Annotated in this window: 19 protein-coding genes; 5 read left to right on the top strand and 14 right to left on the bottom strand. The window is 72.0% G+C overall.

Going from position 1 to position 23,916, the window contains the following annotated elements; genetic code table 11:
• Nucleotides 1–7 precede the first annotated feature (7 nt).
• The 13 genes from minE to CKO43_RS03565 all read right to left on the bottom strand — a co-directional run bounded on the left by minE (nt 8) and on the right by CKO43_RS03565 (nt 12,222).
• Complete coding sequence (gene minE, locus CKO43_RS03625; protein WP_200229881.1) at nt 8–271, bottom strand: cell division topological specificity factor MinE; 264 nt, start codon at nt 269–271, stop codon at nt 8–10.
• A 6-nt stretch (nt 272–277) separates the two neighbouring features.
• On the bottom strand, nt 278–1,093 hold the full coding sequence (gene minD, locus CKO43_RS03620; RefSeq protein WP_200229882.1) for a septum site-determining protein MinD: 816 nt from the start codon (nt 1,091–1,093) through the stop codon (nt 278–280).
• Between the two features lie 44 nt (nt 1,094–1,137).
• Entirely contained in the window at nt 1,138–1,896 is a 759-nt protein-coding gene (minC, locus tag CKO43_RS03615; RefSeq protein ID WP_200377852.1) for a septum site-determining protein MinC, read from the bottom strand.
• Between the two features lie 115 nt (nt 1,897–2,011).
• Nucleotides 2,012–2,665: a TetR/AcrR family transcriptional regulator gene (locus CKO43_RS03610; RefSeq protein ID WP_200377851.1), complete on the bottom strand. Its 654-nt coding sequence runs from the start codon at nt 2,663–2,665 to the stop codon at nt 2,012–2,014.
• Between the two features lie 109 nt (nt 2,666–2,774).
• Nucleotides 2,775–3,845 carry a chemotaxis-specific protein-glutamate methyltransferase CheB gene (locus CKO43_RS03605; protein ID WP_200229887.1) on the bottom strand — a complete coding sequence of 357 codons (1,071 nt, stop codon included), beginning with the start codon at nt 3,843–3,845 and terminating at the stop codon, nt 2,775–2,777.
• Between the two features lie 5 nt (nt 3,846–3,850).
• Nucleotides 3,851–4,657 carry a CheR family methyltransferase gene (locus CKO43_RS03600; RefSeq protein WP_200229888.1) on the bottom strand — a complete coding sequence of 269 codons (807 nt, stop codon included), beginning with the start codon at nt 4,655–4,657 and terminating at the stop codon, nt 3,851–3,853.
• 7 nt (nt 4,658–4,664) lie between these two features.
• Entirely contained in the window at nt 4,665–5,894 is a 1,230-nt protein-coding gene (locus CKO43_RS03595) for an EAL domain-containing response regulator (RefSeq protein ID WP_200229889.1), read from the bottom strand.
• 20 nt (nt 5,895–5,914) lie between these two features.
• Complete coding sequence (locus CKO43_RS03590) at nt 5,915–6,442, bottom strand: chemotaxis protein CheW (RefSeq protein ID WP_200229890.1); 528 nt, start codon at nt 6,440–6,442, stop codon at nt 5,915–5,917.
• 13 nt (nt 6,443–6,455) lie between these two features.
• On the bottom strand, nt 6,456–8,090 hold the full coding sequence (locus tag CKO43_RS03585) for a methyl-accepting chemotaxis protein (protein WP_200377850.1): 1,635 nt from the start codon (nt 8,088–8,090) through the stop codon (nt 6,456–6,458).
• Nucleotides 8,091–8,136: 46 nt separating this feature from the next.
• The gene (locus CKO43_RS03580; protein ID WP_200377849.1) at nt 8,137–10,272 is read right to left on the bottom strand and encodes a chemotaxis protein CheW; all 2,136 of its coding nucleotides are present in this window, start codon (nt 10,270–10,272) and stop codon (nt 8,137–8,139) included.
• A 26-nt stretch (nt 10,273–10,298) separates the two neighbouring features.
• On the bottom strand, nt 10,299–10,604 hold the full coding sequence (locus CKO43_RS03575; RefSeq protein WP_200229893.1) for an STAS domain-containing protein: 306 nt from the start codon (nt 10,602–10,604) through the stop codon (nt 10,299–10,301).
• Between the two features lie 26 nt (nt 10,605–10,630).
• Nucleotides 10,631–10,999 carry a response regulator gene (locus CKO43_RS03570; protein WP_200229896.1) on the bottom strand — a complete coding sequence of 123 codons (369 nt, stop codon included), beginning with the start codon at nt 10,997–10,999 and terminating at the stop codon, nt 10,631–10,633.
• Between the two features lie 29 nt (nt 11,000–11,028).
• The gene (locus CKO43_RS03565; protein ID WP_200229898.1) at nt 11,029–12,222 is read right to left on the bottom strand and encodes a methyl-accepting chemotaxis protein; all 1,194 of its coding nucleotides are present in this window, start codon (nt 12,220–12,222) and stop codon (nt 11,029–11,031) included.
• Nucleotides 12,223–12,524: 302 nt separating this feature from the next.
• Here CKO43_RS03565 and CKO43_RS03560 point away from each other — a divergent pair, with 302 nt between their 5' ends.
• Together CKO43_RS03560 and ggt are read left to right on the top strand one after the other, a co-directional pair.
• The gene (locus CKO43_RS03560; protein ID WP_207184856.1) at nt 12,525–12,839 is read left to right on the top strand and encodes a hypothetical protein; all 315 of its coding nucleotides are present in this window, start codon (nt 12,525–12,527) and stop codon (nt 12,837–12,839) included.
• A gap of 104 nt (nt 12,840–12,943) precedes the next feature.
• Nucleotides 12,944–14,818, top strand: coding sequence for a gamma-glutamyltransferase (gene ggt / locus CKO43_RS03555; RefSeq protein ID WP_200377848.1), 1,875 nt, complete (start codon nt 12,944–12,946; stop codon nt 14,816–14,818).
• A 141-nt stretch (nt 14,819–14,959) separates the two neighbouring features.
• On the opposite strand, the gene CKO43_RS03550 is transcribed toward ggt, so the two are convergent.
• A complete protein-coding gene (locus CKO43_RS03550) occupies nt 14,960–16,474 on the bottom strand; it encodes a methyl-accepting chemotaxis protein (protein ID WP_242481041.1) in 1,515 nt (504 codons plus the stop codon).
• A 269-nt stretch (nt 16,475–16,743) separates the two neighbouring features.
• On the opposite strand from CKO43_RS03550, the gene recC reads away from it, so the two are divergent.
• From recC to CKO43_RS03535, 3 genes are all read left to right on the top strand, one after another.
• Nucleotides 16,744–20,070 carry an exodeoxyribonuclease V subunit gamma gene (gene recC / locus CKO43_RS03545; RefSeq protein ID WP_200377846.1) on the top strand — a complete coding sequence of 1,109 codons (3,327 nt, stop codon included), beginning with the start codon at nt 16,744–16,746 and terminating at the stop codon, nt 20,068–20,070.
• Nucleotides 20,067–23,714, top strand: a complete 3,648-nt coding sequence (gene recB / locus CKO43_RS03540) for an exodeoxyribonuclease V subunit beta (protein WP_200377845.1) — start codon at nt 20,067–20,069, stop codon at nt 23,712–23,714. The genes recC and recB overlap by 4 nt, the downstream gene beginning before the upstream one ends.
• The coding region (locus CKO43_RS03535; RefSeq protein WP_200377844.1) for a hypothetical protein at nt 23,711–23,916 on the top strand (206 nt) is incomplete at its 3' end. The genes recB and CKO43_RS03535, both read left to right, overlap by 4 nt.

The following is a 23,916-nucleotide window of genomic DNA, read 5'->3' as shown; positions in this document are numbered from 1 at the left end:
GCGCGCTTCAGCGCAGCTCGTCGGGCAGCTCGATCTTGACTTCGAGGATCTCGAAGTTGTCCTGGCGTTCGACGCTGACCTTCACGTCCTCGGGCGCGATCTTCACGTACTTGCTGATCACGGCCATCAGTTCCTGCTGCAGCTTGGGCAGGTAGTCGGCGCGCGGCGTGCCGCGCCCCGAGCGCTCGTGCGCCAGGATGATCTGCAGCCGCTCCTTGGCGACCGTCGCGGTCTGCTTCTTCTCTCCGAGGAAGAACGAGAGGAAGGACATCGCGTGTTACCTCCCGCCGAACAGGCGCTTGAAGAAGCCGGGCTTCTGGTAGTCGGTGAAGCGCATCGGGCGCTCCTCGCCGAGAAAGCGCGCGACCACGTCCTTGTACGCCTCGGCGACGTCGGTGTCCTTCAGGTGGATCGCCGGCAGGCCCTGGTTGCTGGCGCTGAGCACCGCCTCGCTCTCGGGCACGACGCCGATCAGCGGGATGCGCAGGATCTCCTGCACGTCCTTGAGCGACAGCATCTGCCCGTCCTCGACACGCTCGGGGTCGTAGCGCGTGATCAGCAGGTGCTCCTTGACCGGTTCCTTGCCGTCGATCGCGCGCCGCGTCTTCGACGACAGCATGCCCAGGATGCGGTCGCTGTCGCGCACCGACGAGACCTCGGGGTTGGTGACGATCAGCGCTTCGTCAGCGAAGTGCATCGCCATCAGCGCGCCGGTCTCGATGCCCGCCGGCGAGTCGCAGATGACGTAGTCGAAGCCGAGCTCGGCGAGTTCGGCCAGCACCCGTTCGACGCCGTCCTGCACCAGCGCGTCCTTGTCGCGCGTCTGGCTGGCGGCGAGCACGAACAGGTTCTCGCAGTTCTTGTCCTTGATCAGCGCCTGCTGCAGCTTGGCCTCGCCGTGGATCACGTTGATCAGGTCGTAGACCACGCGGCGCTCGCAGCCCATGATCAGGTCGAGGTTGCGCAGGCCGACGTCGAAATCGATCACCGCGGTCTTGTGGCCGCGCAGCGCCAGGCCCGAGGCGAAGCTGGCGCTGGTGGTGGTCTTGCCCACGCCGCCCTTGCCGGACGTGACGACAATGATTCGGCTCATCGTGTTGGGTTTCCTCTGTGGGATGAAGAAGGCGCGGCGCGCCCTCAGGACACGGCCAGCGGCTCGATCACGAGCCGCTCGCCTTCCAGGCGCACCTGCGCGGGTTTGCCGAGCACGTCGTCCGCCAGCGGCGTCTCGGTGGTGCGGTACATGCCGGCCACCGAAACCAGCTGCGGCTCCATGCAGGTGCTGAAGATGCGGGCGTCGGCGTCGCCGCGTGCGCCGGCGATGGCGCGGCCGCGCAGCGGCGCGTAGACGTGGATGCTGCCGTCGGCGATGACCTCGGCGCCGAAGCTGACGACCGAGAGCACGACCAGGTCGCCGCCGCGTGCGTAGACGCGCTGGCCCGAGCGCAGCGGCTTGTCGACGATCAGCGTCGTGGCCGCCGCGGCGGGCACCGGGACCTCGACCTCGCGGATCACCTCGACTTCGCGCACGACCTCGCGCGTCTCGGGCTCGGGGCGGGCCTCGTGGCGGACCTCGGGCTCGGTCGCCGGCGGCAGGCCGGCGGCACGCGCCGCGTCCATCTGCGCCGCGTTGCCGCCCTGGGCGGCGACGGCGCGCATGCGGTGGCGTGCCAGATGCGCCAGCAGCGCCGCGAAGTCGGGCACGGCCTCGCCGTCGCGCAGCGGACTCAGGTCGACGACCAGCGGTTCGTCGTCGAAGAGGCCGGGGCTGTCGGCGAAACGCTGGTCGAGCGCGGCACCGAGCGCGGCGGCGTCGGCGCTGTGCAGGCGCAGCGCGGTCAGCAGCCAGGCGGTGCTTTTGAGGTCGAAGAGGGGGACAGCCGGCAGATGGGACATGGCAAGACGGGGAATCGCTGCGGCCCGCGCGTGCCGGATGCCGCACGGGAGATACCGCGGGCAAAGTCTACTATGGGCGGTTTGGGCGCCCATGGCCGCCAGCCGCTTGCCGCGATCAGCCCGTGGCCCGCTGCCGTCGGCGGAAGGTCTCGACGATGTCGTCTATGACCTCGCGGCGCAGGCGCTTGCGGTCATCGATCGGATAGCGGGACAGCACGAGCACCGTGTGCAAATAGCCGACGCCCTTGGTGAACAGCAACTCGCCCAGCGTCAGCACCTCGTGGTCATGCGGCTCGCGGCCGACGACGGCGGCGACACGGCGGCGGCCGAGCTCCAGCATCTCGTAATAAACCGGATCGGTGCGCGCCGTCTCGGTGGTCGACTCCACGCTGAGCGCCGGCTGGTAGGCGATGCGGTACAGGTCCGGATGGGCCTCCCAGTAGCCGATGAAGGCTTCGGCATGGGCGCGCAAGGCCTGCAGCGGCGGCGTGCCCTCGGGCGCCGCGGCCAGAAGCACCTGCTGCAGTTCGCTCATGTACTCGCCCCAGACCGCACGCAGCAGGGCCTGTTTGCCGTCGAAGTAGGTGTAGAAGGCCATCAGCGAGGCGCCAAGCGGCTCGGTCACGGCGCGGATCGTCACCGCATCCGGCCCGTGCTCGATCAGCAGGCGTTTGGCCTCGTCGACCAGCGACTGGCGGAACGCCGCTTGCGCCTGAGCACTGCGGCGGCGGGGTTTGGGCGGGGGCGAAGCGGAACGACGGACGGCCATGGCGCGCTGGAGTACAGCGGCCGGGCCGCGGTGAACCGATAGGAAGGGCAGTCTAGGCACGCCCTGCCGTCACGATACGTCACGCTGGCGACGGTTTAGGGGCCGGACTTCAGGCCGAAGCGACGATCTCGCGGGCGATTTGATCCAGCCCAACGGAGCGTTCGACAGATCCACGTCGAACCGCTTCCTTCGGCATTCCATAGACAACGCAGCTCGCCTCGTCCTGGGCCAGCGTGCGCGAGCCGGCCTGGCGCATCTCCAGCAGCCCGGCGGCGCCATCGTCGCCCATGCCGGTCATGATGATGCCGGTGGCATTGGCGCCGGCGGCACGTGCGACCGAGCGGAACAGCACGTCGACCGAGGGCCGGTGGCGGTTGACCGGCGGGCCGTCGACGACGTCGACGTGGTAGTAGGCGCCGCTGCGCCGTAGCACCAGGTGGCGGCCGCCGGGGGCGATCAGAACCCGGCCCGGGATGACTCGGTCGCCAGTGCCGGCCTCGCGCACCTCGACCTCGCAGACCGAGTCCAGGCGCTGGGCGAAGGCGGCGGTGAAACGTTCGGGCATGTGCTGCACCAGCACGATGCCTGGGCAGACACGCGGCAGCGCCGTCAACACCCGCTCCAGCGCCTGGGTGCCGCCGGTCGAGGTGCCGAGCGCGACGATGCGTTCGGTGGTCTGCGACATCGCGCGTGCGCCCGAGGGCGGCAGCACCGCGTCGGCGTTCAGCTTGGCCGGCACCGGCGCCGGCTCGGCCGGCGCCCGCCGCGGATGCAGCCGCGCCTGGGCGGCGCCGCGCACGGTCGCCACCAGCTCGGCGGCGGCTTCGCCGAGGAACTGCTTGAGCCCCAGGCGCGGCTTGGTGACGATGGCCACCGCGCCGGCCGCCAGCGCCTCCATCGTCGTGCGCGCGCCCTTCTCGGTCAGCGTCGAGCAGATCACGACCGGCGTCGGCCGCTCGTGCATCAGCTTGCGCAAAAAGGTCAGGCCGTCCATGCGCGGCATCTCGACGTCGAGCACGAGGACGTCGGGCCAGGCGCGCTGCATGCGCTCCATCGCGATGATCGGGTCGGACGCGGTCGTGACCTCGAAGTCGGGCGTCTGCGCGAACAGCGCGCCCAGCACCTGGCGCACCACCGCGGAGTCGTCGACGACGAGAACCTGTATCGGCTTGACCGCCACCGCGTTCAGACCTTGACGTAGGTGGACGGCGCCACCTGGCGCACCGCGTTGCTGACGCCGTGCAGGGTCTCCGAGTGCCCAATCAGCAGGTGCCCGCCGGTCACGAGCTGGCCGAGCACGCGGGCGACGACCTCGCGCTTCTTGTCGGCGTCGAAATAGATCATCACGTTGCGCAGGAAGACGATGTCGAAGCGGCCGATCGCCGGCAGCGGCCGGTTCAGGTTGAGCTGGGCGAAGCTGACACGCTCGCGCAGCGCACGCGCCACCAGCAGCGTGCCGTCGGCCGGCCCCTGGCCGCGCAGGCAATGGCGCCTGAGCAGCGCCGGCGGCACCTGGCGCGCGCGCTCCATCGGGTAGCGCGCGCTGCGCGCGCGTTCCAGCACGCGGCTGCTGATGTCGCTACCCATCACCTCCCACGACGTCGTGCCCATGGTCTCGGCCAGCACCATCGCGATCGTGTAGCACTCCTCGCCGCTGGAGCAGGCCGCGCTCCAGACGCGCAGCGGCCGGGCCTCGGCCGCGGCCTCGCGCGCGATCTGTTCCAGCAGATCGAAATGGCGAGGTTCGCGGAAGAAGTAGGTCTCGTTGGTCGTCAGCAGGTCGATCGCGGTCTGGAACTCGCCGGGCGCGTCGCCGCTGTGCAGCAGGCTGTAGTACTCCTCGTAGCTGCCCAGGCCGTGTTCACGCAACCTGCGCGAGAGCCGGCCGCTGACCAGGGCCTTCTTCGCCGGCGACAGACGGATGCCGGCGGCTTCGTGGATGAAAAGCTGGAAACGCTCGAACTCGCGTTCGGAGATGGCGGGATCGTTCATCGGTCCTTCAGACGGCAGACTGGGGTGCGCGCAGCTCGGGCAGCCGCGCCTGATGGCTCTTGAGCCAGCCGGGCAGGTCCTCGGCCGGCATCGGGCGCGCGATCAGATAACCCTGGGCGACGTTGCAGCCTGCGTTCTGCAGCAGCTGCCAGTCGGCCAGGCACTCGACGCCTTCGGCGACGCTGACGAGCTCGAACCGGCGCGCCGTCTCCAGCGCCGACTCGACCAGCATGCGCTGGGCGTGGCGCACCGAGGCGCCGTGCACGAAACGGCGGTCGATCTTCAGTTCGCTGAACGGGATGCGCGCGAGCTGGCTCATCGACGCGTAGCCGGTGCCGAAGTCGTCGATCGACAGCCCGAAGCCCTTCAGGCGCAGCCGCGTCAGCACGCCGATGCCGCCGTCGTAGGACTGCACGACCGAACCCTCGGTCAGCTCGAACACGATCTGCGGCGGCTCCAGACCGTGGCCCTGCACCCGCGCCAGCAGCTCGCCGACGAGGTCGGGCGCACCGAGCAGTCGCGGCGACAGGTTCAGCGCCATCGACATCCGCAGCCCGCGGGCATTCCAGTACGCGACGCAGGCCAGCGCGCTGTCGATGACGGAATAGCTCAGGTCGCGGATCAGGCCGCTGTTCTCGGCGAGCTCGACGAAGCCGCCGGCGGGCACGTCGCCGGCCACCGGATGGCGCCAGCGCGCCAGCGCCTCGACGCCACGCAACAGCCCGGTGCGCAGATCGACCTTGGGCTGGTAGTGCACCGCCACCTGGCCGGTGCGGATCGCTTCGGCCAGGTCGGCGGCCGGCGGCAGCTGGGCATCGGGCCGCCGGTGCGGGCGCGGTCTGGCCTGGCGCAGCAGCACCGCGGCCAGCGCGTCGCGCGCCAGCGGCTTGGACAGCGCCGCCAGCACCGGCATGCCGATCTCGCGCGCCAGCACCTCCACCGAGTGGATCAGCGCGCCGTCGCGGGCCGACAGCACGACCAGCGGCAGCAGGTGCCCGCGGCGCTGCATCGTCTCGATCAGCTCGATGCCGTCCATCTCCGGCATCTCGAGGTCGACGAAGACGACCTGCGGCGGCGGCTTCAGCTCCTGCAGCAGCGCCAGCGCCTCGGCGCCGCCGGGGGCTTCGTGCACGCGCCGCACGCCCAGTTCCAGGCACAGCCCGGCGGCGTGGCGCCGCTGCACGTCGCTGTCGTCGACGACGAGGATCGAATCGAAGGCGACACGAGCCGAGGACATGGGCTGTTCCCGCGCAGGCGTCAGGCGGCCAGCGCGGCGGCGCCGATCAGGTCGTCGATCGCCAGCACGCGCGCGACGTCGAGCAGGATCACGAAGCGCCCGCGCACCTTGCCCATGCCGAGGATGAAGTCGGCCGGGACGCGCGAACCGAAGCTCGGCGGCGGCTCGATCTCGCTGGCCGGGATCTCCAGCACCTCGCTGACGGCGTCGACAACGACGCCGACGACCTGCGAGCCGTCGCCGTCGGCGATCTCGACGATGACGATGCACGAGCGCCGGCCGACCGTGGAGCGGCTGCGGCCCAGACGCGCCTGCAGGTCCATCACCGGCACGACCGCGCCGCGCAGGTTGATGACGCCGAGCACCGCCTGCGGCATCGCCGGCACCTCGGTGGGTGCGCGGTATTCGATGATCTCCTTGATCGCGAGGATCGCGATCGCGAACAACTCGCCGCCGAGCACGAAGGTCAGGACCTGGCCGGGGTCGGCGTCGGCCGGGGGCACCGGGCGCAGCACCGCGGCGCCCGGGGACACGAGAGTGGGCATCATCGCGGCGCCCCCGTCAGAAGTTGACGTAGTCCGACTCGTCGACCGTGGCGGCGCTGCCGCCGGCCGGTGCCGCGGCGCGCCGGATCACGGCCGCGGCCCGGCGCTCGGGGCTGTCGGCACGCGCGGCCGGCTGGCGCGAACGCGCCGCCGGCGCGCTGCTCAGCTTGAAGAAGGCCATCGCCTGCTGCAACTGCTCGGCCTGGCTGCTCATCTCCTCGGCCGTGGCCGCCAGCTCTTCCGAGCTCGAGGCGTTCTGCTGCGTCGTCTGGCTCAGCTGGGTCACAGCGGCGTTGATCTGGCCGACGCCGGTGGACTGCTCCTGCGACGCGGCCGTGATCTCCTGCACCAGGTCGGAGGTCTTCTGGATGTTGGGCACGATCTGGTCGAGCAGGCGGCCGGCACGTTCGGCCAGTTCGACGCTGGAGCCGGCGACGTCGCCGATCTCCTGCGCCGCGACCTGGCTGCGTTCGGCCAGCTTGCGCACCTCGGCGGCGACGACGGCGAAGCCCTTGCCGTGTTCACCGGCCCGCGCGGCTTCGATCGCGGCGTTCAGCGCCAGCAGGTTGGTCTGGTAGGCGATGTCGTCGATGATCGAGATCTTCTGCGCGATCTGCTTCATCGCCGAGACCGTGGACTTGACCGATTCGCCGCCTTCCTGGGCTTCGGTCGCAGCCTTCGTGGCCATGCCGTCGGTGACCTTGGCGTTCTCGGTGTTCTGCGCGATCGACGCCGTCATCTGCTCCATGGAGGCGCTGGTCTCCTCGACGCCGGCGGCCTGCTCGCTGGCCGACTGCGACAGCGACTGCGCGGTCGCGCTGACCTCCTCGGACGCACCGGCCAGCGCCTCGGCGCTCTGGTTGACCTCGGTGACGACCTGCGAGAGCTTGGCCACCATGTTCTTCACCGCGAACAGCATGCTGCGTTCGTCGCCGGCCTTGGTCGCGACCTCGACCGTCAGGTCGCCCTGAGCGACACGGCCCAGCACGTCGGCCGCATAGGCCGGCTCGCCGCCGAGGGTGCGCACGAGGTTGCGCGTGATCAGCAGCGCCACGAGCACGGCGACGACGATCGCGGCGACGGCCAGCATGATGATGAGCTTGATGCCCTCGGCGACCTCGGCCTGCGCCGTGGTCGAGGCCTCCTTCATCTGCTCTTCGTAGTAGTCGAGCTGGGCCTGCACGGCCCGCTGATAAGCGGTGTTCACCGGCGCAATCTCGGCCACCATGTACTCGATCGCCTTGGTCCGGTCCTGGCGGGCGAGCGCGAAGAACGCCGGGAACTTGCCGACGAGGTCCTCGCGCACTTTGTCCGTCGCGGCGACCAACTCGAGGCCCTTGGGGTTCGAGGACATCGCCTTGACCTTGGCCGAGGCTTCGGCACTGGCGGCCAGGTTGTCCTGGATGGTCTTCTGCGCCTTCTGCATCTCGGCGTCGTCGCGCGCCAGCAGCAGCGCACGGGCCTGGCGGCCGTTGTCGATGGCTTTCTTCAGCATGCCCTCGCCGGCCGCGGTCTTGGGCACGCGGTCGTCGACGATCACGCCCAGGGCGTTGGCAGCGTCCTGCATGCGCGTGATGCCCAGCACCGACAGCGCGACCAGCAGCGCGATGACCAGACCGAACCCGAGGGTCAGTCGGGTGGCGACTTTCATTTTTCCGAACATGACAGGTCCTTAGGAAACGGGGTGGGAGCCGGCGTCACGCGGTGACCGCGCGGCGCTCGAGGGTTGAATGGGAGCCCGGGCCGGCCTGAGCCAGCAGCGCGGGCACGTCCAGGATCAGTGCAACGTCGCCCGAGCCCAGCAGGCTCGAGCCGCTGATGCCGCGGATGCGCTGGAACATGCGCGACAGCGGCTTGATGACGGTCTGGCTCTCGCCGTGGAGCGCGTCGACGACGAGCCCGCAGCGCGCGCCGGCGGCCTGCACGACGACGATGTTCTGGCGCGCCGGCGGCTGGCCGCCGAGGCGGAACTGCTCGCGCAGACGCAGCAGCGGCAGCACGCGGCCACGCAGGTCGGTGTAGTCGTGGCCGTCGGCGCAGCTGTAGGCCACGCACTCGTCGACCATCTCCATCGGCACGACGAACATCGAGCCGCCGACCGCGACCTGGAAGCCGTTGATGATCGCCAGCGTCAGCGGCAGGCGCACGGTGACGGTCGTGCCCAGCCCAGGCCGCGTGCGCAGCTCGACGCTGCCGCGCAGCGCGGCGATGTTCTGCTTGACGACGTCCATGCCGACACCGCGGCCCGACAGGTTGGTCACCTGCTCGGCGGTGGAGAAGCCGGGCTCGAAGATCAGCTGGTCGATCTCGTGTTCGCTGGGCGTGTGGTCGGGCGCGACCAGGCCGCGTTCGCGCGCCTTCTTCAGGATGCGTTCGCGGTCCAGGCCGCCGCCGTCGTCGCTGACCTCGATCACGATCGACCCCGAGTCGTGGAAGGCGTTGAGCGCGACGACGCCGCGCGCCGGCTTGCCGCGCGCCTGGCGCTGCTCGGGCGAGTCGATGCCGTGGTCGATGGCGTTGCGCACCAGGTGCATCAGCGGGTCGCCCAGCTTCTCGACCACGGTCTTGTCGAGCTCGGCGTCCTCGCCGCTGATGCGCAGTTCGATGTCCTTGCCCAGCTCCCGGGCGACGTCGTGCACGACACGCTTGTAGCGCGAGAAGGTGGCGCCGATGCGCACCATGCGCAGGTTGAGCGCGCCGTCACGCACCTCCTGCACCAGTTCGGCCAGCGTCGCATGCGCGGCCTGCAGCTCCAGGTCGCGCACGCGGCGGCCGGCCTGCTGTGCGCCGGCGGCGGCGATGACGAGTTCGCCCACCAGCGTGATCAGGCGATCGAGCCGGCTGGCGTCGACGCGGATCGTGGCCGCGTCCTGCGAGCGGTGCTCGCGCGTCTGGCGCTGCTTCTCGAGCGCGGCCTCGACGACCTCGGGCGCGAGCTGCGCCTGCTCGGCGAGGATGGCGCCCAGACGCGGCGCCGGGTCGGCCTGGCGCTGGCGGCCCAGCGCCTCCTCGAGCTCGCGCTCGGTGACGCTGCCGCAGCGCACCAGGATCTCGCCGATGCGCTCGGGGCCTTCGGGCAGCGCGTGGATCAGGTCGACGTACTCGGCGATGCGGCTCTCGGGCGGCACCACGCGCAGCTCGCAGTCGTCGATGACGAACTCGAACACGCTCTCGATCGTCGCCCGGTCGGCCGCGGTGACGAGTGCGATCTCGAAGCCCAGGCAGCAGGCCTCGGCGTCCAGCCCCTCGAGCGTGGGCACGGCGTCGGGCAGCGTGACGATGCGCTCGACCCGGCCCAGCGTGGACAGGTAGCGGATGAAGGACAGCGGGTCCATGCCGTTGCGCAGCACGTCGGGGCCGAAGCGCAGCGACAGATGCCACTGGCCTTCGCCGGGCCGGGTTTCGGTGCGCGGCTGCACCGCGGCCGCAGCCTCGGCGGCACCGGCGGCACCGAAGTCGCCCAGGCGCACCAGCAGCGCCCGCTCCTCCTCCAGGTGGCCGGCATCGGGTTCGCTGCCGGCCTCGATCGTGTCTATGCCACTGGCCAGGTGGTCGCAGCAGCGCAGCAGCAGCGGCAGCAGCGGCCCGGCCAGCGGCAGGGTGCCGGCGCGCACGTCGTCGAGCACGCTCTCCAGCGCATGGGTGAAGCGCACCAGCGCGTCCAGCCCGAACAGCCCGGCCGAACCCTTGATCGTGTGCGCAGCGCGGAAGATGGCGTTGACGTCGGCCGCGGCGCCGCCGCTCTCTTCGGCCGTGAGCAGCGCCGTCTCCATCTCGGCGAGCAGCTCGCGCGCCTCGCTGAAGAAGGTCTTCAGTGCGTCGTCCATGTCCACGTTGTCGTCTCCCTGGTGGCCCGGCGTCAGCGCGCGGCGGGCAGGTTCGGCGCGTTGCCGAAGTGGCCGGCGAGGTCCAGCGCCTGGAACACCTCCAGCACCGCCGGGCTGTGGCGCACGAGGCGCAGCTCGCGGCCGCGGGCGGCAGCGCTCTTCCTGGCGGCAAACAGCAGCTGCACGCCGGCGCTGTCGAACTCGGTGACACCCGCCAGGTCGATCTCCAGCGGGTGTGCGACGGCTTCGGCGAGCCGGGCGAGCAGCGCCTCGCGCAGCTCGCCCGCGCGGTAGATGCTCAGTTCGCCGTCGATGGCGAAGGTGTCTGTCGGGGTCATCGGGGCTCCTTGCGGCGGCCGGCGGGCTACGGCAGCACCAGCTTCTGCACCACCGCCAGCAGCTGCGGCGGGTTGAAGGGCTTGACCACCCAGGCCTTGGCGCCGGCGGCCTGGCCTTCGGCCTTGCGGTTCGCGGCCGACTCGGTGGTCAGCATCACGATCGGCGTGAAGCGGTAGGCCGCCAGCTGCTTGACCGCCTTCACGAACGAGATGCCGTCGAGGTTGGGCATGTTCACGTCGCTGACGATCAGGTGCACCTTCTGGCCGACGAGCTTGCGCAGCCCGTCGGCACCGTCGCAGGCCTCGAGCACGTCGTAGCCGGCACCGCGCAACGCGATGGCGACGACCTGCCGCAAGGAGGCCGAGTCGTCGACGATCATGATGGTCTTGCCCATGTCCGCTGTTCCTGGTGTGAGGCGGTTGTTCAGAAGAAGGTGACGGCGTCTTCGGCCGGCGCGGCAGGCGCCGGCGTGGCGGCGGGGGTGCCGGCGGCCGTCTCCGTCAGGTGCTCGTCGGACATCGCATAGCTGCTGCGCAGCTCCTCGAGCAGCACGCCGGTGTCCAGCGGCGCGCTGCTGCCCTGTTGTTCGAATCGTTGGCGCACGCTGTCGCTGAGCGCGGCCAGGTGCAGCAGGCTGTCGCGCACGTGGCTCAGGCGCTGGCTGACGCGGTCCTGGAATTGCAGCTGCACCAGCGCCTGCACGACCTCGCCCTGTATGCCCTGGCTCTCGGTCTGCAGCCGCGCGGCCGCCGCTTCGAGCGAACGCGTGACGCCCTCGAAGTCGGCGAGCACGCCATGGATCGCCGACTGCGACGCGGCCAGCGTCTGCGTTTCGGTCGCGGCCGCCCGGTCGGCGTTGCCGCAGGCCTGCACGATGGCCTTGGAGATCGCGTCGACGTCGCGCGCCATGCGTTCGCCGGTCGTCGCCGACTGCGCCGAGAGCTTGCGCACCTCCTGCGCCAGCACGCCGAAGCCGCGGCCCTCGGGGCCGGCGTGGGCGGCCTCGATCGCGGCGTTGATCGCCAGCAGGTTGGTCTTGGAGGCGATCGCCGAGACCTCGGTGGCCATCTCGCGCAGTTCGGCGACGAAAGGCGCGAGCTGCTGCACCGCCTGGCGCAGCACGGCGTTGCCGTCCATCGCCGCCTGCAGCGAGCCGAGCACGCCTTCCAGGTCGCGGCGGCTGCGCCCCTGGACTTCGGAGGCGCCGTGGTCACCGCCCGAGCCGGCGGCAGCCAGCGCCGTGTCCAGGCTGGAGACGATGCCGCCGAAACGGTCGGTGAGCGCGACGATCGCGCTCTCCATCTGGCCACGCGCGCCGTCGACGTGGGCCGACCACAGCGGCGCCAGATCCCGGCCGAGCGCGGTCTGGCCGTCGAGCCAGCTGCGCATCTCGTCCTGGTGGCGGCGCTCCTGGGCGGCGCTGCGCCGGTCGCTCCAGACGGCGACGGCGAGCAGCGCCAGCAGCGCCAGCCAGCCCACCCATTCGCCCGAGGCGGCGGCGCCGAGCAGCAGCACCAGCGGCAGCGCGACCGTCGTCGCCCGCCAGCGGCGCAGCGACAGCCTCGGACGCGCCGCGGCCAAGGCGGTGCGGGGGCGCGGCAGGGAGAGTTCCGTCATGGACAGGTCGTTTCGAGCGAGGGAGGGGTTGGCGGGACGGCCCACCGTATTGGTTTGCCGTATGCATACGCCTATCGACTCCAGGCGACCCCGCTGTAGCACGCCTTAATCGGGCGTCGGGGCCCGCACGCATTCCTTCACGAAACCGCGAAGGAATTGGCATTTTTGCTATATTCAATTAACTTAAACTGATACTTTCTCCGCTGCCGGATCGAGCACGAGGCCCGCAGGGAAGGCCCGATGGGCGCGCGTGGCGCGGCGCCCTAGACTGGCCCGACCCGCTGGTGGAGGAGAGAGCTTCGATGAGAGCGACCGTGCGCCTCGTGTTCGGCCCCGAAGAGCTGACCGTGAACCTGCCCGACCACGACTCGCCGTGGGCGCCCGACGTCGCCCGGCGCTGGCTCGACGAGCAGTTCATCGCCAACGACTGCGAGCCGCTGCGCGCGCTCGGCAAGGTGCTGGTGGCCGACAAGCTGGCCGCGATCGCACGCGCCGTGGGCTGGCGCGGTTTCCACGACGACGAAAACTTCCGCCAGGACTACGCGCGCGCCGCCGCCGGCGCGCTGGCGCGGCCAATGGTCAAGGTCGACGCCGAGGCCGGGCTGGTCACCTTCTGATACCGATCGCCCCCGGTGCCGGGGGTCGGCACGCTTGCCGCCCATAGGCGGCGAAGGCAGCATCGGTTCGCCCAGGGCCCCGGCCCGAACTGCGAAGGACCGTGATGCCGAAGACGCCCGTTTCCCGCGCCGCCGCCGCACTGCCGCTGGCCGCGCTGCTGCTGCTGGCCGAAGCCGCCTGTGCACGCGACGCCGCGCCGGCCGCGCGCCCGGCGCCGCAACTGGCCGCGGTCGCCCAAGCGGCCAAGGTCGAGGGCCTGCGCCGCGGCGTCGTCTCGGCGGCCAACCCCTACGCTGCCGAAGCCGGCGCACGCATCCTCGGCTGGGGCGGCAACGCGGTCGACGCGGCGGTCGGCATCGCCTACGCGCTCAACGTCGTCGAGCCGCAGTCGGCGGGCATCGGCGGCGGCGGTTTCATGATGGTCCACCTGGCCGAGAGCGGCGAAACCTTCATCGTCGACAGCCGCGAAACCGCACCCGCTGGCGCGACGCCGGACATGTTCGTCGGCGTGCCCAACCCCACGCTGCAGGGCGTGGCCGTCGGCGTGCCGGGCATGGTGCGCGGCACCGCCTATGCCGTCGAACGCTGGGGCAAGCTCGGCCTGGGCCGGGTGATGCTGCCGGCGATCCGGCTCGCCGCCGACGGCTTCGAGGCCACGCCGCGTTACGTCAGCGCCAGCTGCAACTCACGCGCACGCAACTCGCCCGAAGCCGAGGCCTTCTTCTGCCCCGGCGGCGTGCCGCCCGAGGTCGGCCAGCTGATCGTCAACGAACCGCTGGCGCAGACGCTGCGGCTGATCGCATCACGCGGCCCCGACTGCTTCTACCAGCTCAAGCCCGAGATCGGCTGCGACATCGCACGCGGCATTGTCGAGGGCCAGAAGTTCCAGCGCACCGAGCCCGGCAGCAAGGGCGGCAGCATGGACTACCCCGACCTCGCGGCCTACGCCCCGGCACTGCGCACGCCGGTCGAAGGCGGCTACCACGGCTGGAAGCTCAAGACCATGCCGCCGCCGTCCTCGGGCGGCACGACGGTGCTGCAGATGCTGGGCCTGATCGAACGTTTCCCCATCGGCGACGCCAGCCAGGGCTGGGGCTTCGGCGAAGCCAAGACCGTGCAGACCATGGCCGAAACCATGCGCGTGGCCTTCGCCGACCGCGCCGTCTGGGCCGGCGACCCCGATTTCGTGCCGGTGCCGGTGCGCGGCCTGCTGCACCCGCAGTACGTCGCCCAGCGCAGCGCGCTGATCGTGCCCGGCGTGCGCCAGCAGCCCGACCCGACGGCCGGCGACCCGCGGCCCTACGACGGCGCGCCGCTGAAGGCCGGCCGCAAGCTCGCCGTCGCCGCCCCGGTGACCGGCCCGGGCGAGACCACGACCCATTTCTCGGTCGTCGACCGCTGGGGCAACATGGTCTCGTACACGAACACGATCGAGTCCTCGCACGGCATCGGCGTGTTCGCCGGCTACAAGCGCGAGGACGGTTCGTTCCGCAGCTTCGGCTTCCTGCTGAACAACGAGCTGACCGACTTCAACCTCGCGCCCAGCACCAACCCCTACACCGGCAGCGCCGGCTACAACGACGTGCAGCCCGGCAAGCGCCCGCGCAGCAGCATGGCGCCGACGATGCTGTTCACGCCCGAGGGCCAGCCGGTCGTGGCCTACGGCTCGCCCGGCGGCGCGACCATCATCAACTCGGTGTTCAACGTGACGCTGAACCTCGTCGACCACAAGATGGGGCTGCAGCAGGCGATAGACGCGCCGCGCGTATCGGTCGCCGGTGCCGGCAGCAGCGTCGCCACCGAGGCGGCGATGCCGCAGGCCACGGTCGACGCGCTGAAGGCGCTGGGCTACACGGTGTCGATCACCGACATCGGCTCGGTGCAGGCGGTGCTGGTCGACCCGGCGACGGGGCGCCAGTACGGCGCCGCCGACCCGCGCCGCGAAGGCACGGTCATCGCACTGCCCAAACGGAAATGACCCACCCCCGCAGCGCCTTCGGCGCACCCCCTCGAGGGGGCGCCGCCAGTGGCCCGGCAAAGCCGGTCCACGGCGGCCGCTTGGCGCTGCCGGCTTGATGCGCCGGAGGTGCCCATTGGCACCATCGCGGCGTCCAAGAAGTCAGTTCGTCGCGACGCGGAAGATCTGAACCGCACGCACCAGCGTCGCCGCGCGGGCCTCGAGCGCGACGCAGGCCGCGGCGGCCTGCTCCGCGAGCGCGGCGTTCTGCTGCGTCGACTGGTCTATCGTCGAGATCGCGCCGTTGACCTCGGCGATGCCCTGCGACTGCTCGCCGGTGGCGTGCGTGATCTCGGCCACCAGCGTGCCGACGCGGTGCACCGACTGCACGACCTCGGCGATCACGCCCTCGGCGGTCTGCACCCGGCGGGCGCCGTCGGTCACCTGCTCGACCGAACTGCCGATCAGCTCGCGGATCTCCTTGGCCGCCTGGCTGCTGCGCTGCGCCAGCGCGCGCACCTCGCTGGCGACGACGGCAAAACCGCGCCCCTGCTCGCCGGCACGCGCGGCCTCGACCGCGGCGTTGAGCGACAGGATGTTGGTCTGGAAGGCGATGCCTTCGATCACCTGGATGACCTCGGCCACCCGCTTGGACGAGCTCTCGATCGACTCCATCGTCTTGACGAGCTCGACCACCGCAGCACCGCCGCGGCCGGCGACCTCGGTCGCGTCCTGGCTGACACGCGCCACCTGCTGCGCGGTGCCGGCCGTCGCCTTGACGGTGCCGGTGATCTGTTCCATCACCGAAGCCGTGCGCTGGACTTCGGACGACTGGGTCTCGGTGCGCTGCGACAGGTCGTTGCTGCCCTGGGCGATCTCCTTGGACGCCGAGGTCATGCCCGCGACCTCGACACGCACGTCGGCGACGATGGCCTGCATGTTCAGGTTGGCGAGCCAGATGTTGCGCGTCAGCTTGCCCAGCGGGTGGCGCGGGTCGTAGTCGATGCGGCCGGTCAGGTTGCAGCCGGCGATCTGGGCCGCGGTGCGCGTGCACTCGTCCAGGCGCCGGGCAATCGAGACGTGGAACCAGCTGCCGATGACGATGCAGCCGACCAGCGTCGCGGCGACCTGGGCCCAGACGCTGTCGAACAACCAGCCCGCCGCGGCGGTGCCGGCGACCAGCGCGAACAGCGCGCCGAACAGCCGCACCGTCAGCGACATCCGGAACAGCCGGTACGGGATGTCGCGCAGCCCGTGGAAGCGCACGCCGCCGGCATGCAAGCGGATCGTGTGCCGCCCCGACTCGCGCTCCGCCTTCACCTGGGCGTACAAGGCCTCGGCGTCGCGGATCTGCTCGCGCGTCGGTTTCAGCCGCACCGACATATAGCTCGCCGGCTTGCCGTTCTCCAGCACCGGCGTGACGTTGGCGACAACCCAGTAGTGGTCGCCGTTCTTGCAGCGGTTCTTGACGACGCCGGTCCAGGGCCGGCCGTTGCTGATCGTCATCCACATGTCTTTGAACGCTTCCGGCGGCATGTCCGGATGGCGCACCAGGTTGTGCGGCTGGCCTATCAGTTCGTCGTAGTCGAAGCCGCTGATGCGCACGAAGGCGTTGTTGCAGTGCGTGATGCGGCCCTTCGCATCGGTCGTCGAGACCAGCACGCTGCCTTCAGCCATTTCCACTTCGCGCTGGGTGACGGGCTCGTTCACGCGCATGCCGCTAGACCTTTCTTGTCTCCGGCTCAGGCGAACCGGGGTATTTCGAGATTTCGGCGCCCGATCAGCGGACTTGAACCGAACTGAAGAAAACTCTGGCACTAGTTCTCGCGGCGCCGCTCGCGCCGGGCTCATACCCTGAGCCACCGAGGACCGACACTGCCCGCACGGCACCCGCCCGTCGACAAGGCCCGCAGCCTGCGCCGGCCCTAGACTCCCGCCGCCACCCGATGCTGACGCTGCATTTCTCCAACCGCTTCGAGGCGCTTGCCGCGCTGCTGGGCGCACGCCTGGCCGAGCCACGTGCCGACCTGTTCGTCGCCGACCAGCTGGTCGTGCCCAGCGCGGCGCTGCGCCGGCGGCTGACGCTGGCCTTCGCCGACGCCGAGGGTGTCTGCGCGCACCTGCAGTTCGACTACCTCGCGCAGTGGCTGTGGCGCCAGATCGCGCGGGTCGTGCCCGGCATCGACGAGGCGCAGTCGCCGTTCGCGCCCGAAGTGCTGGCCTGGCGCGTCTGGCGTGCGCTCGGCGACGCCGAGTGGGTGGCACCGCACCCGCGCCTGGCCGGCTACCTGGCGCAGGCCGACGCGGTGATGCGCTGGGAGCTGGCGCTGCGCATCGCGCGTGTCGTCGAGCAGTACGTGACCTACCGCCCCGAATGGCTGGCCGAGTGGCTGACCGGGCGCAGCGTCGCCTTCCCCGGCGATGCCGCGGCGGCCGACGCCGACTGGCAGGCCGCGCTGTGGCGGCGCATCGTCGCCGAGACCGGCGTCTCGGGCCGGCACCCGATCGAAGGTTTCATCGAGACGCTGTCGCGCCCGGGCGGCGCGGCGCGTGCGCGTGAAGCCGGCCTGCCCGAGCGGGTGCACGTGTTCGCGCTGCCGACGATGCCGCCGCTGCACGCGCGGCTGCTGGCGGCGCTGGGCCAGGCGATCGAGGTCGAGGTCTACGTGCTCAACCCCTGCCGCGAGTACTGGTTCGAGCTCGTCGACGCCCGCCGCCTGGCCTGGCTGCGTGCCGCCGGCCGCGACGCCGGCCACGAGATCGGCAACCGGCTGCTCGCCGGCTGGGGCCAGCAGACGCAGGCCCAGATCGACGTCCTGCTGGAAGCCGCCGATGCCGCCGCCGTCGACGAACATCTGTTCCTCGAACACCCCGGCGACACCCTGCTCGGGCGGCTGCAGAACAGCATCCTCGACTCGGCCGAGCTCGAACCCGCCTCGGCCGCCGATCTGGCCGGCGACCGCAGCATCGAGTTCCACGTCGCGCATTCGCGCACCCGCGAGCTGGAGGCGCTGCACGACCGGCTGCTGGCACTGTTCGCCGCCGACCCGACGCTCGCGCCGGCCGACGTGCTCGTCGTCACGCCCGACCTGGAAGCCACCGCGCCGCTGGTCGACGCCGTCTTCGGCACCGCGCCGGCGTCGCGCCGCATCCCCTACGGCATCACCGGCCGCGGCCGCAGCGGCAGCGACCCGGTGGCGCGGGCGCTGCTGGCGCTGCTGGCACTGGTGGAGTCGCGGCTGCCGGCGAGCGAGCTGTTCGCGCTGCTGCAGCAGCCGCTGGTGGCGCGCCGTTTCGGCCTCGACGAGCCCGCGCTCGAACGCCTGCACGGCTGGCTGCTGGCGAGCGGCCTGCGCTGGGGTTTCGACGCCGCGCACCGCGCCGGCTACGGCCTGCCGGCCGAGCCGCGGCACACGCTGGCCGACGCGCTGGAGCGCCTGTTCCTCGGCCACGTGCTGCCGGCGCATACCGGCCAGCCCTTCGCCGGGCTGCTGCCCGCCGGCGGCGCCGAAGGTTCAGGCGCGGTCGCGCTCGGCGCCTTCTGGTCCTACGCCCGGGCGCTGCAGGCGCTGCACGACGAGGCCGCGGCACCGCGCCCGGCGGCCGCCTGGAGCCGGCTGCTGCTGGCCGCGACCGAACGATTCTTCGACCCGGCCGGCGACGAGCTGCCGGCACTGCGCGAGCTGCGCGGCACGCTGCTGCAGCTGGGCGCCGACATCGAAGCCGGCGCCGGCGCCACGCCGCTGCCGCTGGCGGTGCTGCGGCGTGCACTCGAAGACCGCCTGGACGACCCGGCACGCGGTGGCGTGCCCGGCGGCGCAGTCTGCTTCGCGGCGATGTCCAGCCTGCGCAGCCTGCCCTACCGCGTGGTCTGCGCGATCGGCCTGGACGACGGTGCCTTCCCGACGACAGCGCGTGCGCCCGAGTTCGACCTGGTCGCGCTGGCGCCGCGGCGCGGCGACCGCCAGCGCCGCCTCGACGAACGCAACGTCTTCCTCGACCTGCTGCTGGCGGCACGCGAGCGCCTGCACCTGAGCTGGCGTGGCCGCAGCGTGCGCGACAACGCGCCGCTGCCGCCTTCGGTGCTGGTGGCCGAGCTGCTGGACGTGCTGGCGCCAGCGGTCGCCGACGATCCCGAGAACCCGGCGTCGCTGGCCGCGGCACGTGCGGCGCTGACGGTCGAACACCCGCTGCAGTCTTTCGCGCTCGAACTCTTCGGCGCCGATGGCGATGCCCGCCGCCGCAGCCACGACGCCGAACTCGCCGCCGCGCTGCGCCACGGCGCCGCCGCCGCGGTGCCAGCACTGGCGCCGCTGCCGGCCGACGCCGACGACGAAGACGAGGCCACGCCGGCCGACCCCGCCGCACCCTTCTTCACGCTGCCGCTGCCGCCGCCCGGCGACGAGTGGCGCAGCACGACGCTGGAGCAGTTGGTCGAGTTCTTCCGCCAGCCCTGCCGCTACCTGCTGCGCCGGCGGCTGCAGATCGCGCTGCGCCACGACGAAGAGGCGCTGCAGGACGAGGAGCCGTTGGTGGCCGACGCGCTGGCGCGCAACGCACTCGCCGAACGCCTGCTGCCGGCGCTGCTGGCCGGCGCCACGCCTGAGCAGGCCGCGGCGCTGGCCGAAGCCGGCACCGAACTGCCGGCCGGTGTGCTCGGCCGCCAGCAACGTGAAGCCGAGCTCGCGCGCCTGGGCGCCTTCGCTGCGCAGGTGCGCGAAGCCGGTGCCGAGCCGCTGCTGCCGGCCGTCGGCGCCGAGCTGGTGTTCGATCTCGCCGGCGAACGCTGGACGCTGGCCGCCGGTTTTGCCGACCTGCGCGCCAGCGGCCTGCTGCGCTGGCGCTGGCGCACGCTGCGTGCGCCCGATCTGCTCGAAGCCTGGCTCCAGCACCTGGTGATCGCCGCAGCCGCGCCGGCCGGCGTCGCGCCACGCACACGCTGGATCCTGGCCAATGGCGAGCTGGAGCTGCGTGCACCCGATTCGCCGCGCACGCTGCTGGCCGGGCTGATGGCGCTGTACCGCCGCGGGCTGGTCAAGCCTCTGCCCTTCTATCCGAAGAGCGCGCTGGCGCTGGTGCAGCACGGCGAGCTCGACGCCGCCAAGGTCTGGACCACGACCGAACGCACACCCTGGGCCGAAGGCGGCGAAGAAGCGCACCGGCTGGCGCTGCGTGGCCACATCGCCGACGCGCTGGGCGGCGAGTTCCCGGCGCTCGCCCGTGCGGTGTTCGAACCGCTGCTGGCGCACGCCGGCGGGAGCGCGCTCGCATGAACGCCTTCACGCCCGCCGCCGTCGCCCGCCCGCTGGACGTCTTCGCCTGCCCGCTGGACGGCATCGCGCTGGTCGAAGCCTCGGCCGGCACCGGCAAGACCTGGAACCTCTGCGGCCTGGTGCTGCGCCTGCTGCTGGAAAAACGGCTGGAGCTGCAGCAGGTGCTGGTCGTCACCTTCACCAACGCCGCCACCGCCGAACTGCGCGAACGCATCCGCGCGCGCCTGGTCGACGTGCTGGCGGCGCTGGACGGCCACGCCGCGGCGCTGGCCGACCCCTTCGTCGCCGGGCTGCTGCAGGCGCTGCGCCGGCCCGGGGTCGAACTCGCCGACGCCGAGATGCACCAGCGCATCGAACGTGCGCTGCAGACCTTCGACGAAGCCTCGATCTTCACGATCCACGGCTTCTGCCAGCGCGCGCTGGCCGACACGCCCTTCGCGTCGGCGATGCCGATGCAGCTGGAACTGGCCGACGACGCGGCGCTGCGGCGCGAGGTCGTGCTCGACTTCTGGCGCCGGCGTGTCGCCGGCGAAGGCCTGTCGCCGGCGCTGGCGGCGCTGCTGCTGTCGCGCGGCGACACGCCCGAGAAATGGACCGAGCTGCTGCGCCGCCGTGGTGCCCGGCCGCTGGCGCGGCTGGTCTGGCCCGAGGCGCTGGACGCGCCCGCCGGCGGCGGCGACACGACGGTGCTGGACGCACTGTTCGCGGACGCGCGCAGCCTGTGGCGCGGCGAGCGCGAACGCATTCTCGCGATCGTGCACGAGGCGCTGCCGCGGCTGCCGGCCAACATCTACAAGGCCGACAGCGTCGCCGCCGCGGCGCGCGCCTGGGACCAGATCACGGCCGCGCCGCAGGCGCTGCTGGCGCCACCGGCCAAAGCGGTCGAGAAGGCGCCGCTGCTCGGCAAGACGCGGCTCAAGCCGAAGAAGGACCAGGCGCCGCCGGCAGCGCACGCCTTTTTCGAACTCGCCGACGCGCTGCTGGAGGCGCTGGCCGCCACGCGCGCCGCGCTCGAAGCCGAACGCCTGCGGCTGCTGCGGGACCTGCTCACTGAAGCGCCGGCGCGGCTGCGGGAACTGAAACGCGAACGCCGCGTCGTCGCCTTCGACGACATGCTGCAGAACCTGCACGAGCGCCTGTGCAGCGGCCACTGCCCCGGGCTGGCGGCGGCGCTGCGCGCACGGTTCCCGGCGGCGCTGATCGACGAGTTCCAGGACACCGACCCGCTGCAGTGGGCTATCTTCGAGACCGTCTACGGCGGCGGCGAGGCGCCGCTGTTCCTGATCGGCGACCCCAAGCAGGCGATCTACAGCTTCCGCAACGCCGACCTGCACACCTATCTGGCGGCGCGCGAGCGTGCCGGCGCGCACTGGACGCTGGCCGAGAACCAGCGTTCGTCGGCGCCGCTGCTGGACGCGCTGAACGCCTTGTTCGCGCAGCAGCCGCGCGCCTTCATGCTCGAGGGGCTGGATTACCAGCGTGTGGGCTGCGGCGCCAAACCGCGCACACCCTTCGCCGACCCCGGCGCCGGGCGCGCCGCGCTCGAACTCTGGCAGCTGCCGGCCGACGACGAAGGCCAGCCGCTGGCCAAGCCGCAGGCCCAGGCGCGGGCCGCCCAGGCCTGCGCCGCCGAAATCGCACGCCTGGTGGCAGCCGGCCGGCGCGGCGACGCGACGCTGGGCGCGCGGGGCCTGGCCGCCGGCGACATCGCGGTGCTGGTACGCAGCCACCGCCAGGGCTGGCGCATGCGCCAGGCGCTGGCGGCGCTGGGTGTGGGCAGCGTCGAGCTGTCGCAGGCCAGCGTCTTCGCCAGCCCCGACGCCGAAGACCTGGAGCGTGTGCTCGCCGCGGTGCTGGAGCCGGCCAACGCCGCACGCCTGCGCGCCGCGCTCGCGACCGAAGCGATGGGCGCCGAGGCCGCGGCCATCGCCGCGCTCGCCGACGACGAAGCCGCGCTCAGCGAACGGGTGCAGCGTTTTGCCGCCTACCGCGAAACCTGGTTCACACGCGGCGTCGCGGTGATGCTGCGGCGCTGGATGCAGGACGAAGGCGTCGCCGCCCGCCTGCTGGCACGCGCCGACGGCGAACGCCGGATGACCAACTGGCTGCACCTGGCCGAATGCCTGCAGCGCGCCGCCGAGACCGGCCTGGCGCCTGAGGCGCTGCAGCGCTGGCTGCACGACGAACGCCAGGCACCCGGCGGCGACGAAGAAACCCAGCTGCGTCTCGAGTCCGACCGCAACCTGGTGCAGATCGTCACCATCCACAAGAGCAAGGGGCTGGAGTACCCGGTGGTCTTCTGCCCCTTCGTCTGGGACGGCCACCCCGGCGGTGGCGCCAGCGGCGAAGGCCAGGAGCTGCACGACGCCGACGGCCGCCAGCTCTGGGTCTTCGGCGACGCCGAAACCGACCCCGGCGCCGCCGACCGCGCTGCGGTCGAGCAGGCGGCCGAGACGCTGCGCCTGATCTACGTCGCGCTGACACGCGCGGTGCACCGGCTGGTGCTGGTCGTCGGCAGCTACCAGTGCAAACGTTCGAGCAAGGAAAGCGGCAAGGCGCTGATCCACTGGCTGGTCGACGACGGCGCCAGCGAGCCCGCCGCCTGGCTGCAGGCCAGGCGCACGCCGGAGCAGATCGCCGCCGCCTGGCAGGCTTTCGCCGAAGCGAACTCGCCGCAGGTCGCGCTGCGTGCGCTGCCGGCCGGCCCCGGCACGCCGGTGGCGCCCGAACGCGCCGACCCCGACAAGATCCAGGCGCTGGCGCCGCCGGCGCGCATCCCGCCGGCGTGGTGGATCGGCAGCTACAGCAGCCTGACCCAGGGCTTGCGCCACGAAGGCGCGGCGCTGGACCACGACGGCGCCGAACGCGGTGCACGCGCGGCGCCGCCGCCGGGCCTCGCGGCCGACGACGTGCTGCGTTTCCCACGCGGCGCCGCCGCCGGCGAATGCCTGCACCACCTGTTCGAACACGCCGATTTCGCCGACGCCGCCCGCTGGCCCGAAGCCGCCGCGCGTGCGCTGAAGGCCCAGCCGCCGGCCGACGGCGCCGACAGCGCCCGCCTGGCGCCGATGCTGGAAAACCTGCTCGGCGACGTGCTCGCGACCCGGCTGCCGGGTGGTGTCGTGCTCGCCGACCTGGCGCGCGGCAAACGCTTGGCCGAGCTTGAGTTCAGCCTGCCGGCGCCGGCCTTGCGTGCCGACGCACTGGCCGCGGTGCTGCGCGACGCCGGGCTGCCGGTGCCGGCGCTGGCTTTCAGCACGCTGCACGGTTATCTGCGCGGTTTCATGGACCTGGTGTTCGAACACCAGGGCCGCTGCCACGTGCTCGACTGGAAGTCCAACCACCTGGGCTGGAACGCCGCCGACTACGGCCCGGCCCCGGTGGCGCGCGAAGTCGCCGCCCACGGCTACCAGTTGCAGGCGCTGCTGTACCTGGTCGCGCTGCACCGCTGGCAGCGCGCGCGGCGTTCGGCCTACGACCCCGAGCGCCACCTCGGCGGCGCGATGGTGCTGTTCGTGCGCGGCGTGCGCCCGGGCTGGCGCAACCCCGACGGCAGCGCCGCCGGCGTCTGGAGCCTGCGCCCCGACGTCGCGCTGATCGAACGCCTGTCGGCCCTGTTCGACGCCGTGGAGGACCTGCGATGAGCCGCCGACGCCGCCCCGACGAAGACACGCTGCCGCTGTTCGGCGAGGCCGATTGGCCCGCGGCCGAACCCGCGCCCCAGCCGCCCGCGCCAGCCGACGACGACAGCGGCTGGAGCCCCGCCCTGCCCGCCGAGGCCCTGCCCGATCTGGATGTCTTTTTCGACGAAGACGGCACGCTGCCAGTCGGGTGCGCCGTCGGCCG

Source organism: Rubrivivax gelatinosus, from assembly GCF_016583785.1.
Lineage (GTDB): Bacteria > Pseudomonadota > Gammaproteobacteria > Burkholderiales > Burkholderiaceae_C > Rubrivivax > Rubrivivax gelatinosus_B.
The sequence above is the reverse complement of the archived record's forward strand: the minus strand, read 5'-3'. Positions and strand labels throughout refer to the sequence as shown.